The 14,375-nt window shown below is 48.8% G+C and carries 11 protein-coding genes; 9 read left to right on the forward strand and 2 right to left on the reverse strand.

Annotated elements, in window-relative coordinates; genetic code table 11:
- The first annotated feature begins 42 nt into the window (after positions 1–42).
- From folP to B8880_RS13385, 9 genes are all read left to right on the forward strand, one after another.
- Entirely contained in the window at positions 43–870 is an 828-nt protein-coding gene (gene folP / locus B8880_RS13345; protein ID WP_084258067.1) for a dihydropteroate synthase, read from the forward strand.
- 50 nt (positions 871–920) lie between these two features.
- Complete coding sequence (gene glmM, locus B8880_RS13350; RefSeq protein ID WP_084258068.1) at positions 921–2,255, forward strand: phosphoglucosamine mutase; 1,335 nt, start codon at positions 921–923, stop codon at positions 2,253–2,255.
- 71 nt (positions 2,256–2,326) lie between these two features.
- Positions 2,327–2,731 carry a cytochrome b562 gene (locus B8880_RS13355; protein ID WP_159460762.1) on the forward strand — a complete coding sequence of 135 codons (405 nt, stop codon included), beginning with the start codon at positions 2,327–2,329 and terminating at the stop codon, positions 2,729–2,731.
- A gap of 301 nt (positions 2,732–3,032) precedes the next feature.
- The gene (locus B8880_RS13360) at positions 3,033–3,893 is read left to right on the forward strand and encodes a co-chaperone YbbN (RefSeq protein WP_084258070.1); all 861 of its coding nucleotides are present in this window, start codon (positions 3,033–3,035) and stop codon (positions 3,891–3,893) included.
- Positions 3,894–4,132: 239 nt separating this feature from the next.
- Positions 4,133–5,080, forward strand: a complete 948-nt coding sequence (gene trxB, locus B8880_RS13365; protein WP_084258071.1) for a thioredoxin-disulfide reductase — start codon at positions 4,133–4,135, stop codon at positions 5,078–5,080.
- A gap of 208 nt (positions 5,081–5,288) precedes the next feature.
- Complete coding sequence (cydD, locus tag B8880_RS13370) at positions 5,289–7,055, forward strand: heme ABC transporter permease/ATP-binding protein CydD (RefSeq protein ID WP_084258072.1); 1,767 nt, start codon at positions 5,289–5,291, stop codon at positions 7,053–7,055.
- A gap of 12 nt (positions 7,056–7,067) precedes the next feature.
- On the forward strand, positions 7,068–8,825 hold the full coding sequence (gene cydC, locus B8880_RS13375) for a heme ABC transporter ATP-binding protein/permease CydC (RefSeq protein WP_084258073.1): 1,758 nt from the start codon (positions 7,068–7,070) through the stop codon (positions 8,823–8,825).
- Between the two features lie 19 nt (positions 8,826–8,844).
- Positions 8,845–9,816, forward strand: coding sequence for a sigma 54-interacting transcriptional regulator (locus B8880_RS13380; RefSeq protein ID WP_084258074.1), 972 nt, complete (start codon positions 8,845–8,847; stop codon positions 9,814–9,816).
- Positions 9,817–10,144: 328 nt separating this feature from the next.
- Positions 10,145–11,476 (forward strand): hemolysin family protein, encoded by a 1,332-nt coding sequence (locus B8880_RS13385; protein WP_084258075.1) that lies wholly within the window; start codon positions 10,145–10,147, stop codon positions 11,474–11,476.
- Between the two features lie 267 nt (positions 11,477–11,743).
- On the opposite strand, the gene mglC is transcribed toward B8880_RS13385, so the two are convergent.
- On the reverse strand, positions 11,744–12,754 hold the full coding sequence (mglC, locus tag B8880_RS13390) for a galactose/methyl galactoside ABC transporter permease MglC (protein ID WP_084258076.1): 1,011 nt from the start codon (positions 12,752–12,754) through the stop codon (positions 11,744–11,746).
- A 34-nt stretch (positions 12,755–12,788) separates the two neighbouring features.
- On the reverse strand, positions 12,789–14,327 hold the full coding sequence (mglA, locus tag B8880_RS13395; protein ID WP_084258077.1) for a galactose/methyl galactoside ABC transporter ATP-binding protein MglA: 1,539 nt from the start codon (positions 14,325–14,327) through the stop codon (positions 12,789–12,791).
- Between the last annotated feature and the right edge of the window lie 48 nt (positions 14,328–14,375).

Here is a 14,375-nt window from a genome sequence, read left to right on the forward strand (position 1 = left end):
CGTTTTATTAAAAGCCGTTTTACTAAGAATAATCAAATAATTATGAAAATCAGCAATCAAAACCGCACCTTGGATTTATCCACACCCAAAATTATGGGCATTCTCAATTTTACGCCCGATTCGTTTTCCGACAGCGGACAATTTTACCAACTGGACAAAGCGCTTTACCACGTCGAGCAGATGTTGAACGACGGCGCAGAGATTATCGACATCGGCGGCGAATCGACCCGTCCGCTGGCGGCGGAAGTGAGTTTGGAACAGGAGCTGCAACGGGTTGTACCGCTGGTGGAGGCGGTGCGCCAGCGCTTTGACTGCTGGATCTCGGTGGACACCTCCAAAGCGCAAGTGATGCGCGAAGCGGCGAAAGTCGGCATGGATTTGATCAATGATATCCGTGCCTTGCAGGAGGAAAACGCGTTGCAAAGTGCGGTCGAACTGGATCTGCCGGTGTGCATTATGCATATGCAGGGGCAGCCGCGCACTATGCAGCACAATCCGCACTATCAAGATGTGGTGGCGGAAGTGCTGGCGTTCTTACAACAGCGTGCCGCAGCGTGTATCGCCGCCGGTATCAAACCGCAGCATGTGATTCTGGATCCGGGCTTCGGTTTCGGTAAATCCATGCAGCATAATTATCAACTGTTGCAGCAACTGCACCGTTTTTGCGATCACGGCTATCCGGTACTGGCAGGGCTGTCGCGCAAAAGCATGATCGGACAGCTGCTGGACAAACCGGTCGAACAACGGTTGGTCGGCAGCGTGACCGCCACGTTGCTGGCGGCAATCAACGGCGCAACGATTTTGCGCGTGCATGATGTGGCGGCAACGGCGGACGCATTGAAAGTTTGGCAGGCGACGAAAACGGCTTAATTTATTGTTTCATAAATATTTTATAACAGATCAACAAAAGGAATCTCATTATGGCAGAGCGTAAATATTTTGGTACCGACGGGGTGCGCGGCAAGGTCGGCACGTTTCCAATCACGCCCGAATTTGCTTTAAAACTGGGGTGGGCAGCCGGAAAAGTGCTGGCGACACAAGGCAGCCGCAAAGTGTTAATCGGCAAGGACACCCGTATTTCAGGTTATATGCTGGAATCCGCCCTCGAAGCCGGTTTGGCGGCCGCCGGTTTGTCCGCCGCGTTTATCGGCCCGATGCCGACACCGGCGGTGGCGTATTTAACCCGCACTTTCCGTGCCGAAGCCGGCATCGTGATCTCGGCATCGCATAATCCTTACTGGGATAACGGCATTAAATTCTTCTCCAACAAAGGCACGAAACTGCCGGACGATGTGGAGGAAGCGATCGAGGCGATGTTGGAACAGCCGATGGATTGCGTCGAATCCGCCGAATTGGGACGTGCCAGCCGGATATCCGATGCGGCGGGGCGCTATATCGAATTCTGCAAGAGCACTTTTCCGGCGCATTTAAGTCTGGAAAATTATAAAATCGTGGTCGATTGCGCCAACGGTGCAACCTATCACATTGCGCCGAATGTGCTGCGCGAATTGGGGGCGGAAGTGATCGAAATCGGCACCAAGCCAAACGGTTTGAATATCAACGAAAAGTGCGGTGCGACCGATATTCATGCCTTGCGTGAAATCGTGCTGCAATCGAAAGCCGATGTCGGCTTGGCGTATGACGGTGACGGCGACCGTTTGATTATGATCGATCATCTGGGCAACACCGTTGACGGCGATCAGATTCTGTTTATTATCGCTCGTGAAGCCTTGCGCGCCGGCAAACTGGCAGGCGGCGTGGTCGGCACGTTAATGAGCAACATGGCGTTGGAAGTGGCGTTGAAACAGCTGTCGATTCCGTTTGTGCGTGCCAATGTCGGTGACCGTTATGTGTTGGAAAAAATGGAAGAACACGGCTGGAAATTCGGCGGTGAAAATTCGGGACACATCATTATTTTGGATAAAAACAGCACCGGCGATGGCATTATCGCGTCGTTGGAAGTGTTGGCGGCAATGGTACAGCAAAAACTGTCGCTCAACGAGCTGGCAAGTGCGGTCAAACTGTTCCCGCAAGTGTTGATCAATGTCCGGTTCGGCGGCGGCGACAATCCGTTGGAAAATGGCAAGGTGAAAGCGATTGCGGCGGAAGTGGAAAAAGAATTAGACGGAAACGGTAGAATTCTGTTAAGAAAGTCAGGCACCGAGCCGTTAATCCGTGTTATGGTTGAATGTGCTGACGGTGAGTTGGCGCAGAAATCGGCGCAACGTATCGCCGATGCAGTGAAGAACGTGTAATGATTTTTGAGGTTTGTCCCGTTTGTGGGCAAACCGTCTTTTGTGAGGGATTTAACTGTGGGAGAATTAAGATGAAATTGAGCAAAAATTGGCAGGCATTGGTCGGAAGTGCGGTATTGGCATTGGCAACCGTGACCAGTTTCTCGGCGGCGGCGAATCTGAAAAGCGAGATGCGGGCAATGGGCGGCAGTGTTTCCGCTGCGCTGAAAACCGACGACAGCCAAACGTTTATCCAATCGCTACAACAATTCAGCGCTGCGGTGGAACAGGCGAAACAGCAGCCTCTGCCTTACAGTCTGCACGACAAAGCCGCCGACAGTAGCGAAGTGGCGGACTATAAACAAGGTTTTCAAACCTTATTGGACACCGCCAAGCAAGCGATTGAAACCGCTGAAAAAGGCGACTTGCCCCAAGCTAAACAACAAGCGGAGCAGCTGCTTGAAATCCGCAATGGATATCACAAAAAATATAAATAGGGTTAACCGCCTGTAAATCGCATAAGCCGTTGTGACCAAAACAACGGCTTTTTTTGTAGCTATAGTCAATTAAAATAAGAACAATACAGCGTTGGCTTCGTCTTGCCGTACTATCTGTACTGCCTGCGACTCGCCGCCTTGTTCTTATTTTAATTGACTATATAAAGCAGATTAAAATAGCAAAAGTGCGGTCTGCGGCTTTAAATTTTGTTTAAGATCCCAATTTATAATAAATTAACGGTTTAATAGGCAAAATTTGTTAAACTATCCGCATTCACGTTCAACCGAAGAGAGATCGAATATGCCTGACAATAAAGAATATATAATTGATATTACAGAACAAAATTTCAATGAAGTGCTACAGCTCAGCCAACAATTTCCATTGGTGTTCAGTTTTTATATGCCGGCACACGCCGAATCGGAAAGCTTTACCGCACTTTTGCAGCGTTTGGCGGAGCAAAATAACGGCGCGTTCGTGTTGGTGAAAGTCAATTGCGAACAGCAACAGACGATTGCGCGCCAATTTCAAATTCAAGCCGTGCCGACCACTTATCTGTTTAAGGACGGTGCGCCGATTGATGCGTTTCCGGGGGTGTTGAGCGAAGAAGAGCTCAACGTGCGCTTGAGCGTGATTTTGCCGAAAGAGGAAGAGATCAAATTCAATCAAGCACTGGATTTCCTGCAAGCGGAAGACTACGACAGCGCCTTGCCGTTGCTGAAAGAGGCGTGGAGTTTGTCCGATCGCAAAAACAGCGAGATTGCATTGCTGTACGCCGAAACCTATATTGCGATGAAAAACACCGAAGCGGCGCAGGATATTTTGCAGCAGATCCCGATTCAGGATCGCGACAGCCGTTGGCAGGGCTTGCAGGCACAGATTGACCTGTTGATTCAAGCGGCGGACACGCCGGAAATTCAGCAGTTACAGCAGGATTTCAACCACAACCCAAGCCCTGAAATTGCACTGAAACTGGCGCTGCAACTGCATCAGGCAGGGCGCAACGACGAAGCGCTGGAACTATTATTCGGTTTCTTAAAACAGGATTTAAGCGTGGCAAACGGCGAATTGAAACAGCAGTATCTGTCGATTTTGGCGGCAATCGGTAGTAGCGATCCGATTGCGAATAAATATCGCCGCCAGCTTTACTCTTTGCTCTATTAATTTCAGCGATTCAAGATAGGAGCTGTTGACAATTCGATTTACGGTTACTTTTCGTCCCTGAAAACGCATCTGCTGCGTTAAAAAGCCTCGCAAGATGACTAATCTTGTTGCGTTTTTTGCCTTGCATCTGCATTTTCAGCAACAAAAATCCCCTCCTAAACGAATTGTCAGGAAGCCCTAGCTAATCCGCCACTTTTGGCTATAATAACCGGAATTTCATTTATTTCAGGAGTCGAATAATGACAGTTAAACATTGCAAATTATTGATTTTAGGATCAGGACCGGCAGGCTATACGGCGGCGGTTTATGCGGCGCGTGCCAATTTGAATCCGGTGTTGGTAACGGGGCTGCAACAGGGCGGACAGCTCACCACCACCACCGAAATCGAAAACTGGCCGGGCGATTACGCTGACACCACCGGCCCTGAGTTAATGCAGCGCATGTTGCAGCACGCCGAGAAGTTTAATACCGAAATCGTGTTTGATCACATCAATAAAGTCGATCTCAGCAGCCGTCCGTTTAAATTGAGCGGCGATATGCACGAATTCAGCTGCGATGCGTTGATTATCGCCACCGGCGCCTCCGCCAAATATTTAGGCTTGGAAAGCGAAGAGAGCTACAAAGGGCGCGGCGTTTCCGCGTGTGCCACTTGCGACGGTTTCTTCTACCGCAATAAACCGGTGGCGGTGATCGGCGGCGGCAACACTGCGGTGGAAGAGGCGCTGTATTTAGCCAACGTGGCTTCCGAAGTGCATTTGGTACACCGCCGTGATCAATTCCGCAGTGAAAAAATCCTGCTTGACCGCCTGATGAAACGGGTGGAAGAGGGCAAAATCATTCTGCACACCAAACGCACGCTGCAAGAGGTGTTGGGCGATGAGATGGGCGTGACCGGCATTCGCCTGCAAGATACCGAATCGAACAACAGCGAAGAGGTCAAACTGGACGGCGTGTTCGTTGCGATCGGACATTCGCCGAATACCGCACTTTTCGACGGGCAATTGGCGTTAAATAACGGCTATATCGTGGTTAAATCCGGTCTGGACGGCAATGCGACCGCCACGTCGGTGGAAGGCGTGTTCGCCGCCGGTGACGTGATGGATCACAACTATCGCCAAGCGATCACCTCTGCCGGAACCGGCTGTATGGCGGCGCTCGATGCGGAACGGTTTTTAGATGCGCAGTAAGGCTAAAGCGGAGTATTAGGCAAAGCCGGGGCGGATTAGCTATCCGCCCGAACCGCACTTTGCATTTTTCCTTTATTGATTCGTGCTTAAACCGCACTTCGTAAACGGGCGGAGAGTGAATCCGCCCTACAATGGCTGGCACGAATTGTATTTTGAACTAAGCGGTTTTGCGCTTGTCTTGATTCGTTAAAAATACACAGGATCACCAATGAATAAAACCCGTCAAAAAACGGTTGCCAAGTGGTTGCGCCAGCAACAAAAAATCATCAAACGTCCGCTTTATTTAAATATCCTGCTCGGTTGTTTCAGTGCAGTGTTGCTGGTGGGACAAACGTGGCTGTTGGCATGGATTTTAGACGGCTTGATTATTCGACAATTAGCGCGCGAACCGTTTTTAAACGCTTTTATCGCGCTATTTGCGATTTTTGCGATCCGTGCTTTGATTCTTTACGGGCGCGAACGCTTGGGATTTTACGGCGGACAGCGCTTGCGCCAAACGATTCGCCGGCAGATCTTGGATAAGATCAACGCCGTCGGGCCGGTGGCGATGAAAATCCATCCGGCAGGCACTTGGGCGACGATTGTGTTGGAACAGGTGGAAAATCTGCACAATTTCTATGCCCGTTACCTCAGCCAGCAGTTTTTATCGTTGCTGATTCCGTTGATTATCCTGATTGCGGTGTTTCCGATTAACTGGGTAAGCGGTTTGATTCTGTTGCTGACCGCACCGCTGATTCCGCTGTTTATGGCGCTGGTCGGCTTGAAAGCCGCCGAAACCAGCCAACGCAATATCACCGTGTTGGGACGCTTAAGCGGACAGTTTTTGGATCGGCTGCGCGGTTTGGAAACCCTGCGTCTGTTCGGGCGCAGCGAACAGCAACAGCGCAGCATGAATCAAGCCGCCGATGAGTTTCGCGAAAGTACGATGGACGTGCTGAAAATCGCTTTTCTGTCGTCATCAGTACTAGAATTTTTTACCTCGATTTCAATTGCTATCGTGGCGGTTTATTTCGGTTTCAGCTATCTGGGGCAGATTGAATTTGGTAATGGCGGCGTGATGTTGCCGTTGTTCGTCGGCTTTTTTAGTTTGATTTTGGCGCCTGAATTTTATCAACCGCTGCGCGACTTGGGCACTTATTACCATGATCGTGCCGCCGCCGTTGCCGCCGCCGATGCGATCGAAGACTTTTTGTCACAGGATTTTTTGACCGTGCAGGCACAGCAGAGTAATCAGGTGATCAGCGCACAAGCAATCAGTATAAGTGCGGTCGGGCTGGAAATTCTCAGCCCGCAGGGGCAGGCGTTGAGCAAACCGCTGAATTTTCATTTGGCGGCAAAACAGAGTGTGGCGCTGATCGGACAGAGCGGCGCCGGCAAAAGTTCGTTGCTGAATGTGCTGTTGGGATTTTTGCCCTATCGCGGTAGTTTGCAGGTTAACGGTATTGAAATCCGTGATTTGGATTTGGCGCAGTGGCGGCAGCAGATCGCTTGGGTCGGGCAGAATCCGCTGTTGCTAGCCGCCACGATTCGTGAAAATTTGCAATTGGGCGATCAACAGGCAACGGACGAACAATTGCAACAAGCGCTGCAAGCGGCGCATGCCGCTGAATTTACGGATAAATTGGGCTTGGATTATCAAATTCAGGAAGGCGGGCTCGGCATTTCCGGCGGGCAGGCGCAACGGTTGGCGATTGCCAGAGCGTTATTGCGTAAAGGCGGCTTATTGCTGCTTGACGAACCGACCGCCAGTTTAGACGCGCATTCGGAAAGTGCGGTGTTGGCGACTTTGCAGCAATTCAGTAAACGGCAAAGCACGATGATGGTGACCCATCGGATTGAAGATCTGCAACAGTCGGATCAAATTTGGGTCATGCGGCAAGGGGAGATCGTGCAGCAGGGCAGTTTTGAACAGTTGCAACGGCAAAGCGGCTATTTTGCCGATTTGCTGGCGGAACGCCAACAGGTGATTGATTGACGGAGAATTGAAATGCGTGCGCTTTTTCCTTTTTTAGCGATGTTTAAATATTCGGCTTTCCGCTTGTTGTTCGGCGTGGTGCTGATGATCTGCGGCTTGGCGGCGAGCGTCGGTTTGCTCACTTTGTCCGGTTGGTTTTTGGCGGCGGCGGCGTTGGCAGGGACTAATATTCTGTTTAACTTTTTCTATCCGTCCGCCGGCGTGCGCGGTTTGGCAATCGGGCGTACGGCGCTGCGCTATTTTGAGCGGGTTGTCACCCATGATGCGACCTTCAGGGTGATTGCCCGTTTGCGCATGGCGGTGTTTAAAAAACTGATTCCGCTCTCGCCGGCGGTGCTGGCACGCTATCGCAACAGCGATTTGCTTAATCGGCTGGTAGCGGATGTCGATACGCTGGACAGCCTTTATCTGCGTTTGGTTGCGCCGTTTATCAGTGCGGCGATGGTAATTTTGTTTCTGTTTTTAGGCTTGAGCTTGCTTGACCGCACTTTAGCGCTCTATCTGGCGTTAACCCTATTCGCTTTGTTGGTATTGATTCCAGTGGTTTTCTATCAATTGGGTAAAAAATTCGGTGAACAGTTGATACGGCAGCGGGCAGGCTATCGGGTGCGTTTTATCGACTGGCTGCATAATCAGGCGGAATTATTGCTGTTTAATGTGGAAGCGCAACAGCGGCAAAACTTGCAGCAAACCGAACGACAATGGCAGCAGTTGCAAGCCAAAGAGGCCAATTTAAGCGGTTTGGCGGCGGCGTTATTGCTGCTCGGTAACGGTACGATTTTGATCCTGATGTTATGGCTGGCTGGCGGAACGAACTTTGCCGATCAAAGTTATCTGCGTTTGGCGAATATTGCCTTGTTTACCTTTTCCGCCTTGGCGTCTTTTGAAATTCTCATGCCGTTGGGCGCGGCATTTTTGCGTCTGGGGCAGGTGATCAGTGCGGCAGAACGGGTTAATGATGTGATCGGGCAGCAGCCGTTGGTGGTGTTTAACGGTATAAAAAATGAGCGTGACGCGGATTATTCCGTGCCGTTGTTATCGCTGGAAAGTGTCGGTTTTTCTTATCCGCTACAAAACCCCGCCCAAAAGAAGGAAAGTGCGGTCTTGCGCCAATTTAGCTGGCAAATTGCTGCCGGCGAAAAAGTGGCGTTGTTGGGCAAAACCGGCAGCGGCAAATCCAGTTTGCTACAACTGCTGTTGCGTAATTATGATCCGCAGCAGGGCGAAGTGCGCTTGGCAGGGCTGCCGTTGGCGGATTATGCGGAAGATTTTTTGCGCCGCCAATTCTGTTTTCTAAGCCAACGGGTTTATGTATTCAGCGCCACGTTGCGTGATAATCTGCTGTTGGCGAACGAACAGGCAAGCGAGCAACGACTGGCTGCGGTGTTAAAGCAAGTCGGTTTGGCGCATTTAACTGCGCAGGACGAAGGTTTGGATTTATGGCTCGGTGATGGCGGCCGTCCGCTGTCCGGCGGCGAACAGCGCCGTTTAGGCTTGGCACGGATATTGTTAAACGACAATCCGATCGTGTTGTTGGACGAACCGACGGAGGGGCTGGATCGCGAAACCGAGCGCAGCATTTTAGACCTGATTTTGCGTCATTGCCAAAACAAAACCCTAATCATGGTCACGCACCGCCTGACCGCACTGGAAAAATTTGACCGCATTTGCGTTATTGACGGTGGAGAGTTGCAAGAGCAGGGGAATTATGGTGAACTGGCGGGCGATCCGCAAAGTTTGTTTTATCGTTTTTTAAATCGTCTGGCGTAATCTTTTAAAGAGGCTGTTTATGGTGTCGAATAATAAAAATAAAACCGAATTTTCACAATCCGAACTACCGTCCGAAATTGTGGCGGAAAGTAGCGAGATGAAGCAGCTTCTGCGCCAACTCAAGCAGTTTGCCCGTTCTGACGCACCGCTGCTGATTCAAGGGGAGACCGGCTCTGGCAAAGATCTGTTTGCCAAATTGTGCCATCAGTGGAGCAAACGCCAAAATGAGAAATTTATAGCGGTCAATTGCGCCGGTTTGCCGCCGGAAGCCGCCGAACAGGAGATGTTCGGCGACAGCACGCACGGCAACAGCAGCACCGGTTTTTTCGAATATGCCGACAACGGTACGGTGCTGTTGGATTCGATTAACGAGCTTTCGTTAAGCCTGCAAGCCAAGCTGTTGCGTTTTTTAAACGACGGCAGTTATCGCCGTGTCGGGGAAGAGCAAGAGCATTCCGCCGATGTACGCGTGATCTGCACTTCGCAAAAACCGCTGGCTTACTACGTTGAAAAAGGCGAATTGCGCGAAGATCTATATCACCGCTTGAATGTGTTGAGCCTGAATATTCCGCCGCTACGCCAACACAAGCAGGATATACCGCACTTGGTGGATTTTTTCCTGCAAAAAATCAGTGAGCAACTGGCGATTGCCGTGCCGACCTACGATAATCACTATCTTGACAGCCTGAGCGCCTATCATTGGCCGGGCAATATTCGCGAGTTGCACAACTTGCTGTATCGTAGCGTAATTTCGATGTCGGAAGGACAAACGTTGCCGCTGCCGGATTTCAGCGGTAAGGTACAGACGGCGGAATGGGCGTTGAACGAATATGAAGGGTTGAGCCTTGAGCAAATTATCAACGAATTTGAAGCCGGCGTATTAAAACAGTTCTATAACGTATATCCCAGCACACGCAAGCTGGCTAATCGTTTAGGCATCTCTCACACCACTATTGCCAATAAATTAAAACAATACGGTATCGGCAAATAAATTTTTGTGTTATCCAATTCTGCGTTATTGAATTTTGCGTTGTCCGATATGGTACCGTCATAAAATAGGTGCTTATTGACATAAAGGAAAAAACGGTTATATTGAAAAATCAGTTAAATGAATAACGCAGAAAAAACGATATTGAATATTAAGTTACGCGATAATTCAATTATTTTTTAAAACAATCAATAGGATATAACGATAACATATTAACCTGATATGAATGCCGATAGCGTACCACCCTCGCCTTATTACTCTTTTAATCCTAGCTTGACACTAGCGATTTCATTTTTTATTTACCGCATTTTTTACTTCAAAGGGAGAAATCATGGAAGTCTTGATTTTATTAGGACTTATTTTATTAAATGCTATTTTTGCCATGTCTGAAATTGCGTTGGTCACCGCACGCAAAAAACGTTTAAGCAAACTTGCCGAACAAGGCAATAACGCCGCCTCGACCGCACTTAAATTGGGCGAAGATCCGACAAGCTTTCTTTCTACTATTCAAATCGGAATCACCTCAATCGGGATTTTAAACGGCATTGTCGGCGAAGCCGTCTTTGCCGGTTCGCTCTCCGCTTGGCTGCAATCTTTCGGTTTGGCGCTAAAAACAGCCAATATCACGGCGACCGCCGTTGTCGTGATTGTGATTACATATCTTTCGATTGTTATCGGCGAGCTCGTGCCGAAACGCTTGGGACAGATCAATCCCGAATCGATTGCTTGTCTGGTGGCGAAACCGATGCAGACACTGGCTGCCTTAACCCGACCTTTTGTTATGTTGTTGTCGCTCTCGACTCACGCATTATTAAAATTAATCGGCGTGAAGGAAACTCAGCCGTCCAGCGTGACCGAAGAAGAGATTCACGCGCTGCTGGAGGAGGGATCGGAAGCCGGTATTATCGAACAAAACCAACATGAAATGGTGCGCAATGTTTTTCGGCTTGATGATCGTAAATTAGGCTCATTAATTATTCCGCGCTCGGAAGTGGTGTTTATTGATATTAAAAACGCGGCGGTAGATAATTTACAACTTTTAATTACTTCGGAATATTCCCGTTTTCCGGTTTGCGACGGCGGCTTGGATAAAATTTTAGGCGTTATTCACGCCAAGCAGGCGCTTATTTATATTGCCAACGGGCAACCAATTGATTATTCGGCTAATTTGTCCGCTTGTATTTATGTGCCGGAAACCTTGACCGGTATGGAACTGTTGGAGCAATTCAGAATACAGAATATGCAGATGGCATTCGTTATCGATGAATACGGGGAAGTGGAGGGCATTATTACGCTGCAAGATATTCTAGAGGCAGTGACCGGCGAATTTACCCCGAATAATGAAGCCGACGCTTGGGCGATTCAGCGTGAAGACGGCTCATGGCTTTTAGACGGTACGATCCCGATTCCGGAAATGAAAGACCGTTTGGCGTTGAAAATATTGCCGGAAGAAGATAAAGGATTATATTACACCCTCAGCGGCATGATTATGTTGCTGTTGGGACGGATACCGAATACCGGCGATTATGTCGATTGGCAAGGCTGGCGCTTTGAAATTATTGATATGGATGAGAAACGAATCGATAAAATATTGGTTAGTCCGCTATCTTTGACCCAAGTCTTGGCTTTTGATCCGAAAGATATGCCGTTGCCGAAAGAATAATTATCCGCATGCTTCGGCTGGCACAATAAGATGAGTTGTTTACTGACAAGTGTGCCGTTTAATCTAACTCAAGGAATAATCTTCAAATCCGCATTGATGATTTGGCGACTTCATAACGGTTGTTAGATTCCAAATCAAAATGATTTCTGTGGACGCACTTATAGCTGTTCGCGATAAGTAGATGTAAAAGAATGAAAAAACCGCACTTGGTTAGAGGATGCCCAAGTGCGGTGAGTTTGCCAGTGCTTTTTATTTTTACTGTTTTACTTATTTTTTCTTCGCATATTTCAAGGAGTCGATTGCCACTGCCAAGATAATGATGCTGCCTTTAATAATGTATTGCCAGTATGGGTTGACGCCGATGTAGGTCAAGCCGTAGTTGATGACGGTGAAGATTAACACCCCCGTGACCACGCCGATAACCGTACCGACCCCGCCGGCGAAGGAGACACCGCCGACCACGCAGGCTGCGATGGCGTCCAATTCGTACATAAAGCCGAGGTTGTTGGTGGCGCTGCCGATCCGACCGGCTTCCAACATACCGCCGAAAGCGTAGAACATACCGGCGATCATGTAGATAACCACTAAGTTACGGGTTACGTTGACACCGGATACCCGTGCCGCTTCAGGGTTGCCGCCGATGGCGAAGATGTTTTTACCGAAGCGGGTTTTGTTCCACATCACCCAAACCAAAATCGTGGCGAGAATGGCGTATATCGTGATGTAGGAGAGCCTGAACTGCCCGAATTTAAAATACCCTTGCGCAAAGGCGGAGAATGTCGGGTTGAAACCGGCGATTGGCGAAGAACCGACCGCATCGTAGTACAACGAGTTGATACCGTAAACAATGATCATCGTGCCTAAGGTGGCGATAAACGGCGTAACATTCAGCACCGCAATGATGAAACCGTTCATTAAACCAATCACCGCCCCAATCGCACAGACTACCAAGATCACCACCGGAATCGGAATTTCGGTCAAATTCGGGAACACCCGATTGACGTTATCCATCGCTTGCAGCAAGGTGGCGGAAACCACCGCCGCCAAGCCGACCTGACGACCGGCGGATAAGTCGGTTCCTTGCGTCACCAACAAGCCGGCGACCCCAAGCGCGATAATCAGCCTGACCGAAGATTGGGTCAGAATGTTACTGAAGTTGATTAAACTCAAAAAACTAGCATCTTGTGCGATGATAATAGCCAGCAAAATCAACAGTACGAAGTAGATTGCATTTTGTTTGAGAAAATCAAGAGATTTGTTTTTTCCTAAGTCGGCCATGATTTTATCCCTTCTCTTTATTTTTTATAAGCGGTTACAAATATTTAGCGGCAAGCTGTAAAATTTCTTGCTGCGATGTCTCTTTGGTGTTGACGGTGCCGGCAAGTTTGCCGTTACTCATTACCATAATCCGGTCGGTGATGCCCAACAGCTCCGGCATTTCGGAGGAGATGATGATAATGCCTTTGTCTTTATTGGCAAGCTCCATAATCAATTGATAAATCTCATATTTCGCCCCAACGTCAATCCCGCGCGTCGGTTCGTCCAACATCAGGATTTCCGGTTGGGTCAAGAGCCAGCGTCCGATAATCACTTTTTGCTGATTACCGCCGGAAAGCGAGCCGATGGTGGTTTTATGCGACGGCGTTTTCACGTTCATGGCATCAATCACCCATTGGGTATCGCTTTTCATTTTGGCATTGCTCAGCAAACCGAATTTCGACATATAAGATTTTATATTGGAAATCAAGGAATTGAATTCAATGCTTAAGTTGGAATAGATCCCTGTCGAGCGCCGTTCTTCCGTCACCAGCGCAAAACCGTTGTTGATCGCCTCAAGTGCGGTTTTGTTGCGCATCACTTTGTCGTGCAGCTTGACCACACCGCTCTTTCTTTCCCGAATCCCGAAAATGGTTTCCACAATATCGGTACGTCTTGCGCCGACCAAGCCGGCGATACCTAAAATTTCACCTTTATGCAGCTCGAAACTGACATCTTTAATGGAAGGCTGGTTAAGTGCGGTCAGGTTTTCTACCGTCAGGATGACCTCTTTCGACTGATTGCTTTTCGGCGGGAAACGTTGGGTCAGTTCGCGTCCGACCATCATTGCCACGATCCCGTCCATTGTCGCACCCTTGACCGGAATGGAATTGATCCATTTACCGTCACGCAGCACGGTGACTTCATCACAAATCTTAAAAATCTCGTCCATTTTGTGCGAGATATAAATAATGCCGCAACCTCTGTTTTTTAATTTTTCGATAATTGAGAACAGGTGATTAACCTCTTTTTCCGAAAGGGAAGAGGTCGGTTCGTCCATAATTACGATCTTGGCATTATAAGAAAAGGCTTTGGCGATTTCGATCATCTGCATTTGGGAAACCGAGAGTTTGCCCACTTTCATTTTAGGATCGATATCGATATCTAATTCTTTAAAAATCGCTTGCGTGTCGTTATACATTTTTGCATGATCGACTAAGCCAACTTTGAGCGGATAACGCCCTAACCACAGGTTATCCATCACACTGCTTTGTTTGACCAAGTTCAGCTCTTGGTGCACCATTGAAATTCCGTTTTCCAGCGCTTCTTTTGAGGTTTTAAAATTAACCGGTTTCCCGAGGAAAAGAATTTCGCCCTCATCTTTCGCGTAGATCCCGAAAAGACATTTTAATAATGTCGATTTTCCGGCGCCGTTTTCACCCATCAGGGCATGAACCGAATGCGAACGTACAGTCAAATTGGCATTGTCGAGCGCTTTTACGCCGGGAAAGGTTTTGCTAACCCCTTTCATCTCTAACAGGACTTTGCTTTCAGTTTGTACTGGTTCAGCTTGTACGGATTGTTCTGTACTCATATCCAACCTCAGGCGGCAATGGGGAGAGAAAACACTCTCCCCGGATTA

It is taken from the genome of Pasteurella testudinis DSM 23072 (assembly GCF_900176075.1).
Lineage (GTDB): Bacteria > Pseudomonadota > Gammaproteobacteria > Enterobacterales > Pasteurellaceae > Chelonobacter > Chelonobacter testudinis.